We start from the raw sequence: 15,212 nt of genomic DNA, 5'->3' as shown, positions 1-15,212 counted from the left end.
TGCTCACGCCGGAGCGCTAAACAGCCTCTTCCCTCAATGGTGATCATCAATCTGGTGTTCGATGATCATTCCTTCACCCACGCTTGCCAGATGGCGGGCGCGGGGCGCAACGCGAACCACCGGTGCGGGTGCAACCACCTGCGGAGCAACATACGCGGTCTGCGTCGTCGGCGTGTTAATCGGAACGAGTTCGATTTTGTAACCATCCGGCACGTTTACCGTAATGTTTTGCGCCATTGCGCCAGTCGAAATAGTGGCAAAAAGCACAAGGGAGAGCAGGGAGCGTTTCATGTTCGCCTCAGGATATAAACGTGGCTGACCGGATGCCAGCCACAAAACCGGGCGAAGTATGCGTAATTGCCTGAAGCCGTTTGTTGCCGCGAGTGCGATAAATTCACCGCACTCGCGGGCAGATCACTCGGTAGCGGATTGCAGCGGGGTTTCAGGCTTCGCAACGGCTTTAGCAACCAGTGCGGCGACCAGCACCAGACCCAATACCACCAGCATGGCGCTGCGTAATCCGTAATGCTCACCGAGGAAGCCCAGCAGCGGCGGTCCCACGAGAAAGGCAAGGTAGCCTGTTGTTGCCACTACGCTGACGCGGGTCGGAGCATCCGGGCCGGTATCGCTGGCCGCAGAGATAGTCAGCGGGAAGCCCAACGACGCGCCGAGTCCCCAGAAAATGACCGACAGTCCGGCAATCCAGGCGTTATCAACAAAGATGATTAGCCCGATGCCAATCGCCCCCATTAATGCGCTGGCTCGAACCACCGCCACGCGACTGTAACGATCGATAAACCAGCCACCGGTAAAGCGCCCGACGGTCATCCCCAGCGTAAAGCCTGCGTAAATCAATGAGCCGGATGTCGGGTTAAAGCCATGTCCATCGACCATCAGCAGCGGCAGCCAGTCGTTGGCGGAACCCTCTGCAAAGGCCATTGCCAGTACCACGACGCCAATCAACAGTAACTGAACATCGCGATAAAAAGGGACGCCCGCTTTATTGCGCTGTTTGTCTTCCGGCGTGTCTTTACCCGTCCCTTCGGGAATGGCAGAGATGGCGATGACAATCGGCGTAATCGCCACAATTGCTGCCAGCAGGATGTGCAACGTGGCTGGCGTACCGAACGCGGTTAAGGTCATACCAATGCCCGCGCCTGCCAGTGTGCCGAGGCTGTAAAAGCCGTGCATCATCGGCAGCACGGTTTTGTTCATCTCGCGTTCAACCACTGCGCCTTCGATGTTAATCGCCACTTCGCCCGCGCCCATGCTGCCGCCAAAGAACGCCAGTCCAACCGCGAACAGCAGGGGAGAAGCCAACCACAGGGCGAGACTCAGAATCACCATGCCCGCGACGGCCGCCGCCATGCTGGCGCGAATGACTTTGCGTGTGCCAAAGCGTTTAACCAGCCAGCCGGAGGAGAGGATGCCACTCATGGAGCCGACGGAAAGGCCAAACAGCACGGCCCCCATTTCCGCCGTCGACACCGACAGAATATCGCGGATTGCCGGAGTACGGGTGGCCCAGGAAGCCATCAATAGTCCGGGTATGAAGAAGAAGGTGAACAGCGCCCAGAGCCGGTGTTTCAGGGCATTACGGTGTGAGATGACTGCCATTACGTCGCATCCTGCAGGGAAAAGAGAGGACAACACTAGCAAGAGTGTGTACATTTGTACATAACTGATTGAGAGGATGTATGAGCAGACGACCTAACGACCCACAGCGGCGCGAAAGAATCATTGAAGCGACGCTGGAAACCATTGCCGAACATGGGATTCAGGCCGTAACCCACCGTAAAATCGCCAGTTGCGCAGACGTGCCGCTTGGTTCGATGACCTACTATTTCGCCGGTATCGATGCACTGCTGGATGAAGCCTTTACCCGTTTCACCCAGCAGATGTCGGTACAGTACCGGGCCTTTTTCGACAACGTCAAAAACCAGGCCGATGCCTGCGATGCGGTCACCGATCTCATATACAGTGCCCAGGTCACCACGCCACACAACATGGAACTGATGTACCAGCTTTATGCGTTTATGACGAAAAAGCCGACCTTTAAAAGCGTAATGCAAAACTGGATGCGCACCAGTCAGACCACCCTTGAGCAGTGGTTTGATCCAATCACCGCCCGCGCGCTGGATGCGTTTATCGAAGGGATGACGCTGCACTTTGTCGTCGACAGAGAGCCGCTGAAAAGGGAAGACCTGAGAGTGATGATTGGGCGAATTGCAGGGGAGAGGTGAGTGTAACGGGTGATGCGCGAACGGATATTGGAGGGAAACAGTCCAGCAAGGTGGCCGGGAATATCGATATCGAGACAGGCGGCGCGCTGACAGAAAAGATTGCCGCCCTGCGTAAGAGCGTGGCCGAAGGTCAGCAGGTGATTGGCCAGACCGTTCATATCGGCACGGAGAGTACCAACGCCCTGACGATGTTGATTGACACTATCGACCTACTGGCAGAGCTGGCGCAGCAGTGTGCCAGTCACACGCACTCGGGAACGGGCGCGCCGATTCAGTCCAGCGCCTTTGAACAGACCGCTTCAAAGGCGGACACGACCCGAGGGAAATACGAACAAATCATTGCCTGAATAGCACCCACCCAGCCCGCCATTGAGCGGGTTTTTTTATGCCACCTCATCAGACGCAGCAGAACGCGCTATGAGCGCATCACTCTCCCACGCACGCAACCGAACCCCATCAAATGGATCACCGCAACCCCGTCCCGCTGGCGCAGCCACACGCCCACAAAATAAATGTGTCGCAGACAAAAACGGCACTACACCGCACCCGCCTGCGGTTTTTGGATCGCATAATTTTTTCAGTTTTATTTTTCTACAAACCAGACCGCCAGACCGCGCCAGCGCTGGCGGCTTGCGTGAGTTTGCAAACTGAAAAGATTGAAAAGAATTTCAGTGTTTTTCAGTTTAAAGGATCTGATTTTGAATATGAGATTATTTATCATATTGAAAAATATATGAAAAAAATTTTACGTGGATTGGGATTGAGGATTTTTTCTGAGATGACGTCTTTAAGTTTTAACGGAAATGTAGTTGTAGCAGGGTTCATAGGGCAGGTTACAGGGGCGTAGGAAATGAAAAACATTCATTGACTTCTCCATTTGAAATGAAATGTGATGTTATCAATTTTTACTTCCATACATTAGCGATGAAAAATATCATCATACAATATTAGCAATATGGTTGTTTGTACGCACTAAAGGGTTATAGGGTTGTAGGCATATTCAAAATAAAATGTCAGTTATTATACTCTTCATTAATAACTGACATTTTTAAGTTTTGTTAAAAACCTACAAAAGGAAGTATGCTATTTTATCTATCATGCTTGTAGGTACGCCTAGTTTAATAAGTAGCGCCAGTTTTGTTAGGGTTTCGACCTTTGATTTATGAGTGTGAATGTTTTCAGGTGTTTCAATAAATAGAGGTTGGTGAATTATCTTGTTTCTGGAGTTGCATATTTCAGTGATATTTATTTCACCCAGCCTCAATATTTCAGAGGTCATTTTGGGGAGGTCACTTATAAAGTGATGGATGCAGCGCTCAGTATTGTTTTTTTCAGTGTTCGCTTTTTTTATTGCTCTTATAAATTTAGATATTTGTGAGCCTGGGAATTTTTTTGATAAAAATAATCTTGAGCGCTTTAATAATATATCTAAATCGTTCTCATTAACGAAGTGAGACTTTTCTAAAGTCATGGTTTCAATTATTCTATAAAACCCTAAAAATTGCTCCTCATCATTATTAATCATGGAATAAGTGACGTATTTTTTTAACAGTTCTTTAAGGTCCTTGTGCTGCGGTGAAAAATAATTATCCCATATGCTATCAGGAAAGTTGTAATCATTAAGACGATGATCATGTTGTGAGTATGGTAGTAACGCAGTATTTCGGTAGTTTATTTTAATTGCTTTCTTTTCAGGTATATAGAGATGGGTATTTGACATGTTATGGTATGGCGTTGTCATGACTTTTACATCAGAAATAGACATAGAGTTACCTATGAAAAACCTCAATAGCATGTATAAGTCAGTGTGTATATCAATCACTTGTCCTAAATTAACGGGCTGTTCGAAGGTGAGTTTGATATGTGGTTCTATTTCTAAACCAAAAGAGTGCAATCCATTTATACCACCATACCTATAAGAATTATATAGTCCGATAGTTCCAACCCCAATAATGCTTTTCTCAAATTCAATTAAATCCTCATCATCAGGGAGAATATGATTGGTTGTATTTTTTATAATGTTTCCGATCTTAAGTGTCGAGCCTGACCATTTTTTTATGCCCTCGCCATAAATGCTGATGCTATAAAATTCTTTATGATCTATATCAAACTCTCTTGTGTGTAAAAAACCTTGAACACTAAATATATGGCTTCCAATTACTTCATTGGATTTGATTCTCATCGATTGTGCTTCTTTTAAATTCAAACCAAAAAGTAAATAATAACTAGTGGAGCCGGTAAATTTAATTGGTTTTTTGATACTTGAGTTGAATAACAAGTGAGCTTGCTTGCCGTTAAAGTCGATTATTTTTACAATTATGCCATCTTCATTAATAGTTAACTCAGAGAATATATCCGTATTATCAATTGTTATATATCCCGTGATTATCTCGGATATATTATCAATGTAATAGTTTTTCTCATCCATAGCTGGCCTCTTGTGTTTGATAACTTTCCTTTTAATCAGTAGGAGCAGTATGAACTGGCTCTCCAACTAAGCTACTTTAAACTCAATAATGTTTGAAAATATTTTAATTTGAATTTGACTATATTTACCCTTTCTAGCATATCCCGTAACTAGAAAATCAATGGCGTATAAGCTTGGTGGACGCAAAGTGGACATGGACAAAAAAAAGGGCTGTGTTTTCACGTAACCCCTTGTTTTAATTGGTGGGGCTGGCGGGGGTTGAACCCGCGTCCGAAATTCCTACAGACTCAGTATCTATCACTCTAATTGTGTTTGCTGCCTGAATTAGTTTGATCGCATCATCTGGAGATACGCCGTGCAAATCAATAGTCTTCCTGTCTGCGGAGACTTCAATCCTTATGCTGGTTTTCCTTTGTAGCATACTTAAAACCTTTAGCACTTGTGGTGCGTATTTTTTCCCGCGTTCATAAAGAATGCTCAGATATTCGCGAATACTGGGATTTGATGAAAAGCATTGCACTCTTTTTGCTTCAAGACCAACTTCGGCACATTCATCTATGAATATCTGTTTGATATCTTCAGGGAGGTAGAAAATTAGTGAAGAGTACTTGGATTGATTTTGTGATGCCACAAGAATTATCCCTTATACGAGCAGCGCAAAGCGCTGTCGCCATTCTGTCGCCAAAGGCTACGCATAAGTCATGTAACCCAATGATTTATAAATTTAATAATATCAGGCAACAAAAAACCCATCAACCTTGAACCTAAGTGGCGGGGTTGATGGGCTCCACAAAATGGGGGACATCAAAGAAAAGCAGTGGCACTAGTTATGACTGATGCCTGGTAAAAAAGTTCTCTGGTCGTTGAAAATATTTTGCGACTTCGGAGTTATCCGAGTATCGGCCAGATAATGATGATCAATGTCCCTGCCAGCGTGAGTAAGACGTTGGCGATAGCATAGGTGCCTGCATAGCCTAGTGCCGGGATGTTACTGCGCGCGGTGTCGCTGATAATCTCCATTGCAGGCGCACAGGTGCGGGCTCCCATCATCGCGCCGAAGAGCAGGGCGCGGTTCATTTTGAGCACGTAAGCGCCGAACAGGAAGCAGATCATCACCGGCACCAGACTCACGATAAGCCCGGCAATCAGCATCTGCCCGCCCACTTCGCCCAGCCCGTTACCGATGCCGCTACCTGCGCTCAGACCTACGCCAGCCATAAAGACCATCAGACCAAACTCTTTCACCATATTCAGTGCGCCCTGCGGGATGTAACCGAAGGTCGGGTGGTTCGCACGCAGGAAGCCGAGCATGATCCCGGCGAACAGCAGACCGGCTGCGTTACCAATGCCGAAGCTGAATGAGCTGAACTGGAAGGTGATCATGCCGATCATCAGGCCGACGATAAAGAAGGCGCAGAAGGCGAGGAGATCGGTTACCTGGCTGTGAATGGAGATAAAGCCAATACGGTCCGCAATGGTCTTCACGCGTTTTGCTTCACCGCTGACTTGTAGCACATCGCCTTTATTGAGCACGATGTTGTCATCAATCGGCATCTCAATTTGGCTGCGGATAACGCGGTTAAGGAAGCAGCCGTGGTCGGTCAGTTTAAGCTGCGCCAGGCGGCGATTCACCACGTTATGGTTTTTAACCACGATCTCTTCGGTGACGATGCGCATGTCGAGCAGATCGCGGTCAAACACCTCTTTGCCATTACGGAAGCTCGGATCGAGACGGGCGTGGGCGTCCGGGTAACCGACCAGGGAAATTTCATCACCCACTTGCAGCACCGCATCACCGTCTGGGTTAGCCAGAATGCCGTTGCGGCGAATACGTTCGATGTAGCACCCGGTCTGGCGGTAAATCCCCAGTTCGCGCAGATTTTTGCCGTCGGCCCAGGCCACCAGTTCGGGGCCAACGCGGTACGCGCGGATCACCGGCAAGTAGACTTTGCGGTTGGTGTCAGTATCCAGGCCACGTTCGCGGGCGATTTGCTGGGCGCTGGTTTGCAGATCCTGATGTTGCAGCTTTGGCATGTAGCGCGAGGCGACAATCAAACTCACCAGACCGATAAGATAGGTCAGGGCATAGCCGAGGCTCAGATGATCGAGTGCGCTGGAGAGCTGACTGCTGTCCATCCCCAGGTGGCGCAAGGTATCTCCCGCACCTACCAGCACAGGAGTAGAGGTCATCGACCCTGCCAGCATCCCCGCGGTGAGACCAATATCCCAGCCGAACAGTTTACCCAGACCCAGTGCAATCAGCAGCGCGCTGCCGACTAATACCAACGCCAGCATCAGATAATTTTTGCCGTCGCGGAAGAAAATAGAAAAAAAGTTAGGCCCAGCTTCCACTCCGACACAAAAAATAAACAGCATAAAACCCAGATTTAGGGCGTCGGTGTTAATGCTGAAATGTTGCTGACCTAATAATAGCGAAACCACTAAAACGCCAATGGAATTACCGAGTTGTACAGAACCCAGGCGTAATTTACCCAGGCAGAGCCCGAGTGCCAGGACCACAAATAATAACAGTATGTAATTCCCGTTTAACAAATCTGCGACGTTTATATTCACGGAGGCTAACTTCTTGTTTACTTGTAAGCTATTGAAAGAAATGGTTATTTGGGCTACTGTTTTGGCTCTGTCCGGGCAATAAAAACAGTAAAAACGCCCAGGCTATTTGCAGCAAAACAATAACTGGCCGCTAGTTTAATCGTAATGAATTGCAACGGCTAGTGAGAATCAACTAATCCCTTGGGGGCCATTTGGCATGGACTGCCATCATGCTTTATCTGACCAGACGTTCTTTCGAACGAATGACCTGTTTGATAGAGAAAAAATCAGGAGGATGGATTGAAGTATAAACAGAACGTAGCGGGCATCTTTTGCTGCTTTATACTTTTTATTGTGGTTTGTTTATCACTGGCTATGAATGTGGACGGTGCATTTCAGGCATCCGGTCATCCGGAACTGGGGATGCTGTTTTTCATTTTGCCGGGTGTTGTTGCAGGTATTTTTTCTCGTCGCCACAATGTCATGCTCTCGCTGTTTGGCGCGATCCTCGCCGCTCCTCTCTGCTTTGTGCTGATGCGGTTATGCTTTACCCCGGTCCGCTCTTTCTGGCAGGAACTGGCGTGGTTGTTCAGCGGTCTGTTCTGGTGCTCGCTGGGCGCACTGTGCTACCTGTTCTTCAGCCGGTTCTTCTCTTCCCGGGCGCGCTGAAATCTCTGCGCCCTGGTGGAGAAATCGGGTTTATCAGGCAAACCAGCCGAAATGTTTGCGGATGTACTTGTTGAACTCAGTTGCGCTGCCAATGTGTTTCTGATCGATAAAAATCTGCGGCACGGTCTCAATGGGCTTACCGGCTGCCTCTTCTAACGCTGCACGGCTGACGCCATCGGTATGAATGTCCACATAGCGCCATTCGAATTCTTTCTGCTTTTTACCTATCCGCTCGGCAACCTCTTTGACGCGGGCGCACTGCGGGCAACCCGCACGACCAAATATCACTGCATACATGCTGTATCTCCCTCAAACGAAACGGTAACTGCAGCTATGATGCGGGTTATTTGTTCATATTTAAAACAGGTTGTGCCTGTTGTGTTGATGCCTGGAACCTTTCAGCGCAACAATCGGATAACCTCTGGCAGAGGTTGACCTATAATGAGGGCTTTGCTTATTTTCAGGGAAACGTCATGACCCCCACCATCGAACTGCTGCGTAGCCATCGCTCCATTCGCCATTTCACCGCTGAGCCTATTACCGATGAACAGCGTGCGGCGATCGTTGCCGGTGCGCAGGGCACTTCCAGCTCCAGCTTTTTGCAATGCAGCTCCATTATTCGTATTACCGATACTGATCTTCGCGAGCAGCTGGTGACGCTCACCGGTGGGCAACAGCACGTGGGGCAGGCGGCGGAGTTTTGGGTTTTCTGCGCGGACTTTAATCGCCACTTACAGATTTGCCCTGAGGCGCAACTTGGCCTGGCAGAACAGTTGCTGCTTGGCGTGGTCGATACCGCCATGATGGCGCAAAATGCCCTGACGGCAGCGGAATCACTGGGGCTTGGCGGAGTGTATATCGGCGGGCTGCGTAACAATATCGACGATGTGACGACGCTGCTGAAGCTGCCAAAACATGTGCTGCCGTTGTTTGGACTGTGCCTGGGCTGGCCTGCGGATAACCCGGATGTGAAACCACGTATACCGGCGTCCATGCTGCTGCATGAAAATAGCTACCAGCCGGTGGATGCGCAGGTGCTGTCACAGTATGACGAGGAACTGGCGGCCTATTATCTCTCCCGTGGCAGTAATAATCGTCGCGATACCTGGAGCGATCATATTCGCCGCACCATCATTAAAGAGAACCGTCCGTTTATTCTCGATTATTTGCACAAACAGGGATGGGCAGTGCGTTAATTCCTCATGCATCCTGCACCTCGCTGCGTGTATGATACGCGGGCTTTTCCAGCGCAAATCAGAGAGGTGCAGGGTGAAAATCGCTATATTGTCCCGGGACGGAACGCTCTATTCGTGCAAACGTCTGCGGGAAGCGGCCACTGCACGTGGCCATCAAATCGAGATCCTCGATCCGCTGTCATGCTATATGAGTATCGATCCTGCCGCGTCCGCTGTTCATTACAAAGGCCGTCAGCTTCCCCATTTTGATGCGGTGATCCCACGCATCGGCACTGCGATTACCTATTACGGCACCGCCTCGCTTCGCCAGTTTGAGATGCTCGGCAGCTATCCGCTTAATGAATCTGTGGCCATTACGCGTGCCAGAGATAAATTGCGTTCGCTTCAGTTGCTTGCCCGCCAGGGGATCGATCTTCCGGTAACCGGCATTGCCCACTCGCCCGATGACACCAGTGACCTGATTGCGATGGTGGGTGGTGCGCCGCTGGTGGTGAAGCTGGTGGAAGGCACGCAGGGTATCGGTGTGGTGCTGGCGGAAACCCGGCAGGCGGCAGAAAGCGTCATCGATGCGTTCCGCGGCCTCAATGCGCACATCCTGGTGCAGGAATACATTGAAGAGGCGAAGGGCAGAGATATCCGCTGTCTTGTCGTGGGTGATGAAGTGGTCGCCGCCATTGAACGTCAGGCCAAAGAGGGCGATTTCCGCTCTAATTTGCACCGTGGCGGTGTGGCAACGGTTGCCACTATTACTCCGCGTGAGCGAGAGCTGGCGCTGGCGGCGGTAAAAACGCTCGGTCTGGATGTTGCCGGGGTCGATATTTTACGTGCTAATCGCGGGCCGCTGGTGATGGAAGTCAATGCGTCACCCGGACTAGAAGGTATCGAAAAAACCACTGGTATCGATATTGCGGTCAAAATGATCCACTGGATTGAGCGTCACGCCACGCCGGGTTTTTGCCTGAAAACTGGTGGATAGTCGATTTTCTCCCCTCTGCAATGGTACACGCCCGGCTTTTTGCGTAAGCTAGGGCATTATTTTCTTAGTCAGAGGTCGTTTCGCGCTATGGATTCACTTGTCGTCCCTGGTCTGGACACCCTACGTCAATGGCTCGACGAAGTGGGTATTAACTTCTTTGAATGCGATACCTGCCAGGCGTTGCACCTGCCGCATATGCAGAATTTTGATGGGGTGTTCGACGCCAAAATCGATCTCATTAATGATGTCGTGCTCTTTACCGCGATGGCGGAAGTGAAGCCGTCTGCACTGCTGGCACTGGCTGCCGATCTCTCTGCCATCAATGCCAGTTCTTTGACGGTGAAAGCATTTATCGATATTCAGGACGATAATCTGCCAAAGCTGGTCGTCTGCCAGACATTATCCGTTAATGCCGGGGTGACTATTGAGCAGTTCGCCTGGTTTATGCAGCAAAGTGAAGAGCAAATTTCAATGGTGATTCTCGAGGCTCGCGCCCACCAATTGCTCTATGTGCCGGAAGAAGAAGATTCGGCAGGCGGCGAGGAATCGCGCAATTTTCTTCACTAAAGCTTTGTAACTTAAGCGCAGTCGCTGCCAGAGCGGCTGCATAACAGATGTTTTTATTCTGTATTTATCCTTTCCTGCCAGCATTTTTCACCGCCATTCCCGCCTGTTCGGCTTATCACATAGACAGAATCTGCATAAAAAATTGATAAAAGGCGTTTTTTAATCTGCCCTATAGCCTCTAACCCTGGCTACAGTTATTCTTGCGGTGCTTTAAAAAGCATGCGGCGTCGACCGAAAGAATTTTTCTCTTCGGCCAGTGCAGACTGACAAAATATGCATGAATTTTGCATATCTTAAATGCGTACACTTAGTTCGTATGGTAACGGACTTTCCAGAAGGAATGAGATATGACCGCCTTGAGCAAAAAATGGTTATCAGGTCTTGTTGCGGGTGCATTAATGGCCGTCTCTGCCAGCACACTCGCCGCAGAACAAAAGACGCTGCATGTTTACAACTGGTCTGACTATATTGCGCCGGATACGGTGGCAAATTTTGAAAAAGAGACTGGCATTAAAGTCATTTATGACGTGTTTGACTCCAATGAAGTCCTGGAAGGCAAACTGATGGCCGGTAGTACCGGTTTCGATCTGGTGGTGCCGTCCGCAAGCTTCCTGGAACGTCAGCTGACAGCGGGTGTGTTCCAGCCGCTGGATAAAAGCAAGCTGCCGAACTGGAAAAATATGGATCCAGACGTGTTGAAGATGGTCGCTAAACACGACCCGGATAACAAATACGCGGTACCGTACCTGTGGGCCACCACCGGCATCGGCTATAACGTCGATAAAGTGAAAGCTGCCCTGGGCGATGTGCCGGTCAACAGCTGGGATCTGGTGCTGAAACCGGAAAACCTGGAAAAATTGAAAAGCTGCGGCGTCTCCTTCCTGGATGCACCGGAAGAGATTTTCGCCACAGTGCTGAACTACCTCGGCAAAGATCCGAACAGCAGCAAAGCGGATGACTACTCCGTTGCGGCCACCGATCTGCTGTTGAAACTGCGTCCGAATATTCGCTACTTCCACTCTTCTCAGTACATCAACGATCTTGCTAACGGCGATATCTGCGTAGCCATCGGCTGGGCAGGCGATGTGTGGCAGGCTGCAAACCGTGCCAAAGAAGCGAAAAACGGCGTGAATGTTAACTACATCATTCCTAAAGAAGGTGCGCTGGCGTTCTTTGATGTCTTCGCGATGCCGGCTGATGCGAAAAACAAAGACGAAGCCTATCAGTTCCTGAACTACCTGATGCGTCCGGACGTGATTGCCCACATCAGCGACCACGTGTTCTATGCTAACGGTAACAAAACTTCTGTCCCGCTGATCAGTGCTGAAGTACGCGATAACCCGGCTATTTACCCGCCTGCGGATGTGTTCGCCAAACTCTATACGCTGAAAGTGCAGGATCCGAAAATTGACCGCGTAAGAACCCGTGCGTGGACAAAAGTGAAAAGCGGCAAGTAAATCAATCATCTGAATCGTGATTGAGTTGCACCAGGGCGGTGCAACTGCCCCAAAAATGGACAGAGGTCATTAGCCTCTGTCCAGTCATTTGTCATCAACCAATTGAGACTGGTTGAGGTTTTTTTGCCGGAGAGCACTTGAGTGAATGACGCTATCCCCCGCCCACAGGCGAAAACCCGTAAGGATTTAACGCCCCTGCTGGAAATCCGCAATCTGACCAAGTCCTTCGACGGTCAGCACGCCGTTGATGATGTCAGTCTGACGATTTATAAAGGCGAAATCTTCGCCCTGCTGGGGCCATCTGGCTGCGGTAAGTCGACGCTGCTGCGCATGCTGGCAGGGTTTGAACTGCCGACCACCGGGCAGATCATGCTTGATGGCGTGGATCTGGCACATGTGCCACCGTATCTGCGCCCTATCAATATGATGTTCCAGTCCTATGCGCTTTTCCCCCATATGACCGTGGAACAAAACATCGCGTTTGGTCTCAAGCAGGACAAATTACCAAAAGCAGAAATCACCGCGCGCGTGGCTGAAATGCTCAGCCTTGTGCACATGCAGGAGTTTGCCAAACGCAAACCTCATCAGCTTTCTGGTGGGCAGCGTCAGCGCGTGGCACTGGCACGTAGCCTGGCAAAACGCCCGAAATTATTGCTGCTTGATGAGCCGATGGGGGCGCTGGACAAAAAACTGCGCGACCGTATGCAACTGGAAGTGGTGGACATCCTTGAGCGCGTTGGTGTGACCTGTGTGATGGTAACCCACGACCAGGAAGAGGCGATGACCATGGCCGGGCGTATCGCCATCATGAACCGAGGTAAGTTCGTGCAGATTGGTGAGCCGGAAGAGATTTATGAACACCCGACCACCCGCTACAGCGCTGAATTCATCGGCTCGGTTAACGTCTTTGAAGGTGTACTGAAAGAGCGCCAGGACGACGGTCTGATTATTGACTCGCCGGGGCTGGTCCATCCGCTGAAGGTGGACGTGGATTCCTCCGTCGTCGACAACGTACCGGTCTATGTGGCACTGCGTCCGGAAAAAATTATGCTCTGCGAGGAGCCACCTGCCGACGGTTATAACTTCGCGGTGGGTGAGGTGGTGCATATCGCCTACCTGGGTGACCTGTCGATTTACCACGTGCGTTTGCAAAGTGGGCAAATGATCAGCGCGCAGCTTCAGAACGCGTATCGCTATCGTAAAGGCATGCCGACCTGGGGTGATGAAGTGCGCCTGTGTTGGGAAGCGGACAGCTGTGTGGTCCTGACGGTTTAAGGAGCGGTAATGAGTACACTTGAACCCCCATCCCGCGTTGAACAGCCGGGTGGTTTTACACTCTGGCTTGCGCGTTTGCAGATGAAGCACGGGCGCAAACTGGTCATTGCGCTGCCGTATATCTGGCTGATTTTGCTGTTTTTACTGCCGTTTCTGATTGTTTTCAAAATCAGTCTGGCAGAGATGGCTCGCGCCATTCCACCCTATACCGATCTGGTGGAGTGGGCGGATAACCATCTGACCCTCTCTCTTAATATCAACAATTTCCTGCAATTGACCGACGATCCGCTCTACTTCGAAGCGTATCTCCAGTCTTTACAGGTTGCGGCGGTCTCAACCCTTTGTTGCCTGGTGGTGGGATATCCGCTGGCGTGGGCGGTGGCGGTCAGTAAGCCATCGACACGCAATATTTTGTTATTGTTGGTTATTCTGCCGTCATGGACCTCATTCTTAATCCGCGTGTATGCGTGGATGGGGATTTTGAAAAGCAACGGCGTGCTGAATAACTTCCTGCTATGGCTGGGCGTTATCGATCAGCCGCTGGAGATCTTGCACACCAACCTGGCGGTGTACATCGGCATTGTGTATGCCTATCTGCCGTTTATGGTGCTGCCTATCTACACCGCACTGACGCGTATCGATTATTCGCTGGTGGAAGCGTCTCTGGATTTGGGTGCGCGTCCGCTGAAGACCTTCTTCAGCGTCATCGTGCCGCTTACGAAGGGGGGCATTATTGCCGGTTCCATGCTGGTGTTCATCCCGGCGGTGGGCGAGTTCGTTATCCCTGAACTGCTCGGCGGCCCGGACAGCATCATGATTGGTCGCGTGTTGTGGCAGGAGTTCTTTAATAACCGTGACTGGCCAGTTGCATCGGCGGTTGCCATTATCATGTTGCTGCTGCTGATTGCGCCTATCATGTGGTTCCACAAACACCAGCAAAAACAGATGGGGGACAGCGCATGAACAACTTGCCGGTCGTGCGCTCTCCGTGGCGCATCCTGATTCTGGTGCTCGGGTTTACCTTCCTGTATGCACCGATGCTGATGCTGGTTATCTACTCGTTTAACAGCTCCAAACTGGTGACTGTGTGGGCGGGGTGGTCAACGCGCTGGTACAGCGAATTGTTCCATGACGATGCGATGATGAGCGCCGTGGGCTTAAGTCTGACAATTGCCGCCTGTGCGGCCACCATGGCGGCGATCCTCGGGACCATTGCAGCCGTTGTGATGGTGCGTTTTGGGCGTTTTCGCGGGTCAAATGGCTTTGCGTTTATGATTACTGCGCCGCTGGTTATGCCGGACGTGATCACTGGATTGTCATTGCTGTTGCTGTTTGTGGCGCTGGGTCATGCCATCGGCTGGCCTGCAGACCGTGGTATGCTGACTATCTGGCTGGCCCATGTCACCTTCTGTACGGCATATGTGGCGGTGGTTATCTCGTCGCGCTTACGCGAACTGGACCGCTCGATTGAAGAGGCGGCGATGGACCTGGGGGCAACACCACTGAAAGTCTTCTTCATCATTACGCTCCCGATGCTGATGCCTGCGATCATTTCTGGCTGGTTACTGGGCTTCACTCTCTCACTGGACGACCTGGTTATCGCGAGCTTTGTCTCCGGACCGGGGGCGACCACGTTGCCTATGCTGGTCTTCTCCAGCGTGCGTATGGGGGTCAACCCGGAAATCAACGCGCTGGCCTCGCTAATCCTTGGCGTAGTGGGGATTGTCGGTTTTATCGCCTGGTATCTGATGGCGCGTGCGGAAAAGCAACGTATCAGAGATATCCAGCGTGCAAGACGGGGCTAATGCCTCTAGAATCTTAAAAGTTGTGTCGCAGATGCCGCGCTTG

General features: G+C 50.5%; 16 protein-coding genes and 1 pseudogene. 11 read left to right on the top strand and 6 right to left on the bottom strand.

Annotation, left to right across the window (positions count from 1 at the left end; genetic code table 11):
- Nucleotides 1–33: 33 nt before the first annotated feature.
- Nucleotides 34–291: a hypothetical protein gene (locus AC5JPW_RS06635; RefSeq protein WP_494239065.1), complete on the bottom strand. Its 258-nt coding sequence runs from the start codon at nt 289–291 to the stop codon at nt 34–36.
- Nucleotides 292–414: 123 nt separating this feature from the next.
- Nucleotides 415–1,617 (bottom strand): MFS transporter, encoded by a 1,203-nt coding sequence (locus AC5JPW_RS06630; protein WP_494239064.1) that lies wholly within the window; start codon nt 1,615–1,617, stop codon nt 415–417.
- Between the two features lie 80 nt (nt 1,618–1,697).
- Between AC5JPW_RS06630 and AC5JPW_RS06625 the strand changes: the two genes are divergently transcribed.
- The 3 genes and pseudogenes from AC5JPW_RS06625 to AC5JPW_RS06615 all read left to right on the top strand — a co-directional run bounded on the left by AC5JPW_RS06625 (nt 1,698) and on the right by AC5JPW_RS06615 (nt 3,090).
- Nucleotides 1,698–2,243 carry a TetR/AcrR family transcriptional regulator gene (locus AC5JPW_RS06625; protein WP_494239062.1) on the top strand — a complete coding sequence of 182 codons (546 nt, stop codon included), beginning with the start codon at nt 1,698–1,700 and terminating at the stop codon, nt 2,241–2,243.
- Nucleotides 2,243–2,590, top strand: a pseudogene (locus AC5JPW_RS06620) (phage tail sheath family protein); the annotation flags it as partial. The gene AC5JPW_RS06625 and the pseudogene AC5JPW_RS06620, both read left to right, overlap by 1 nt.
- A 113-nt stretch (nt 2,591–2,703) precedes the next feature.
- Nucleotides 2,704–3,090: a hypothetical protein gene (locus tag AC5JPW_RS06615; protein ID WP_494239061.1), complete on the top strand. Its 387-nt coding sequence runs from the start codon at nt 2,704–2,706 to the stop codon at nt 3,088–3,090.
- 219 nt (nt 3,091–3,309) lie between these two features.
- Here the strand turns inward: AC5JPW_RS06615 and AC5JPW_RS06610 are convergent, their stop codons facing one another.
- The 3 genes from AC5JPW_RS06610 to AC5JPW_RS06600 form a co-directional block, all read right to left on the bottom strand.
- Nucleotides 3,310–4,671 (bottom strand): ApeA N-terminal domain 1-containing protein, encoded by a 1,362-nt coding sequence (locus tag AC5JPW_RS06610; protein WP_494239060.1) that lies wholly within the window; start codon nt 4,669–4,671, stop codon nt 3,310–3,312.
- 235 nt (nt 4,672–4,906) lie between these two features.
- A complete protein-coding gene (locus AC5JPW_RS06605; protein WP_494239059.1) occupies nt 4,907–5,302 on the bottom strand; it encodes a hypothetical protein in 396 nt (131 codons plus the stop codon).
- Nucleotides 5,303–5,559: 257 nt separating this feature from the next.
- Nucleotides 5,560–7,245, bottom strand: a complete 1,686-nt coding sequence (locus tag AC5JPW_RS06600; RefSeq protein WP_494239058.1) for an aspartate:alanine antiporter — start codon at nt 7,243–7,245, stop codon at nt 5,560–5,562.
- A gap of 279 nt (nt 7,246–7,524) precedes the next feature.
- Between AC5JPW_RS06600 and AC5JPW_RS06595 the strand changes: the two genes are divergently transcribed.
- Nucleotides 7,525–7,893, top strand: a complete 369-nt coding sequence (locus AC5JPW_RS06595; RefSeq protein ID WP_494239056.1) for an inner membrane protein YbjM — start codon at nt 7,525–7,527, stop codon at nt 7,891–7,893.
- A 33-nt stretch (nt 7,894–7,926) separates the two neighbouring features.
- Here AC5JPW_RS06595 and AC5JPW_RS06590 read toward each other — a convergent pair whose 3' ends face one another.
- Nucleotides 7,927–8,190: a GrxA family glutaredoxin gene (locus AC5JPW_RS06590; RefSeq protein WP_494239054.1), complete on the bottom strand. Its 264-nt coding sequence runs from the start codon at nt 8,188–8,190 to the stop codon at nt 7,927–7,929.
- 176 nt (nt 8,191–8,366) lie between these two features.
- Here AC5JPW_RS06590 and nfsA point away from each other — a divergent pair, with 176 nt between their 5' ends.
- The 7 genes from nfsA to potI all read left to right on the top strand — a co-directional run bounded on the left by nfsA (nt 8,367) and on the right by potI (nt 15,169).
- On the top strand, nt 8,367–9,089 hold the full coding sequence (gene nfsA, locus AC5JPW_RS06585; protein WP_494239053.1) for an oxygen-insensitive NADPH nitroreductase: 723 nt from the start codon (nt 8,367–8,369) through the stop codon (nt 9,087–9,089).
- 73 nt (nt 9,090–9,162) lie between these two features.
- A complete protein-coding gene (gene rimK / locus AC5JPW_RS06580; protein WP_494239051.1) occupies nt 9,163–10,065 on the top strand; it encodes a 30S ribosomal protein S6--L-glutamate ligase in 903 nt (300 codons plus the stop codon).
- 87 nt (nt 10,066–10,152) lie between these two features.
- Nucleotides 10,153–10,632 carry a YbjN domain-containing protein gene (locus AC5JPW_RS06575; RefSeq protein WP_494239049.1) on the top strand — a complete coding sequence of 160 codons (480 nt, stop codon included), beginning with the start codon at nt 10,153–10,155 and terminating at the stop codon, nt 10,630–10,632.
- A 347-nt stretch (nt 10,633–10,979) separates the two neighbouring features.
- Nucleotides 10,980–12,089, top strand: coding sequence for a spermidine/putrescine ABC transporter substrate-binding protein PotF (potF, locus tag AC5JPW_RS06570; RefSeq protein ID WP_494239048.1), 1,110 nt, complete (start codon nt 10,980–10,982; stop codon nt 12,087–12,089).
- Nucleotides 12,090–12,230: 141 nt separating this feature from the next.
- The gene (potG, locus tag AC5JPW_RS06565) at nt 12,231–13,364 is read left to right on the top strand and encodes a putrescine ABC transporter ATP-binding subunit PotG (protein ID WP_494239047.1); all 1,134 of its coding nucleotides are present in this window, start codon (nt 12,231–12,233) and stop codon (nt 13,362–13,364) included.
- 9 nt (nt 13,365–13,373) lie between these two features.
- Nucleotides 13,374–14,327 carry a putrescine ABC transporter permease PotH gene (gene potH / locus AC5JPW_RS06560; protein WP_494239046.1) on the top strand — a complete coding sequence of 318 codons (954 nt, stop codon included), beginning with the start codon at nt 13,374–13,376 and terminating at the stop codon, nt 14,325–14,327.
- Nucleotides 14,324–15,169, top strand: coding sequence for a putrescine ABC transporter permease PotI (gene potI / locus AC5JPW_RS06555; RefSeq protein WP_494239045.1), 846 nt, complete (start codon nt 14,324–14,326; stop codon nt 15,167–15,169). The genes potH and potI overlap by 4 nt, the downstream gene beginning before the upstream one ends.
- The last annotated feature ends 43 nt before the right edge of the window (nt 15,170–15,212 follow it).

The organism is Phytobacter sp. (genome assembly GCF_059074235.1).
This window is presented reverse-complemented; position numbering and strand designations above follow the sequence as displayed.

Excerpts from the sequence above, each read along its gene's own strand:
- AC5JPW_RS06635 (WP_494239065.1), bottom strand. The coding sequence starts at position 291 with ATGAAACGCTCCCTGCTCTCCCTTGTGCTTTTTGCCACTATTTCGACT.
- AC5JPW_RS06630 (WP_494239064.1), bottom strand. The coding sequence starts at position 1,617 with ATGGCAGTCATCTCACACCGTAATGCCCTGAAACACCGGCTCTGGGCG.
- AC5JPW_RS06625 (WP_494239062.1), top strand. The coding sequence starts at position 1,698 with ATGAGCAGACGACCTAACGACCCACAGCGGCGCGAAAGAATCATTGAA.
- AC5JPW_RS06615 (WP_494239061.1), top strand. The coding sequence starts at position 2,704 with ATGGATCACCGCAACCCCGTCCCGCTGGCGCAGCCACACGCCCACAAA.
- AC5JPW_RS06610 (WP_494239060.1), bottom strand. The coding sequence starts at position 4,671 with ATGGATGAGAAAAACTATTACATTGATAATATATCCGAGATAATCACG.
- AC5JPW_RS06590 (WP_494239054.1), bottom strand. The coding sequence starts at position 8,190 with ATGTATGCAGTGATATTTGGTCGTGCGGGTTGCCCGCAGTGCGCCCGC.
- nfsA (WP_494239053.1), top strand. The coding sequence starts at position 8,367 with ATGACCCCCACCATCGAACTGCTGCGTAGCCATCGCTCCATTCGCCAT.
- AC5JPW_RS06575 (WP_494239049.1), top strand. The coding sequence starts at position 10,153 with ATGGATTCACTTGTCGTCCCTGGTCTGGACACCCTACGTCAATGGCTC.
- potF (WP_494239048.1), top strand. The coding sequence starts at position 10,980 with ATGACCGCCTTGAGCAAAAAATGGTTATCAGGTCTTGTTGCGGGTGCA.
- potH (WP_494239046.1), top strand. The coding sequence starts at position 13,374 with ATGAGTACACTTGAACCCCCATCCCGCGTTGAACAGCCGGGTGGTTTT.
- potI (WP_494239045.1), top strand. The coding sequence starts at position 14,324 with ATGAACAACTTGCCGGTCGTGCGCTCTCCGTGGCGCATCCTGATTCTG.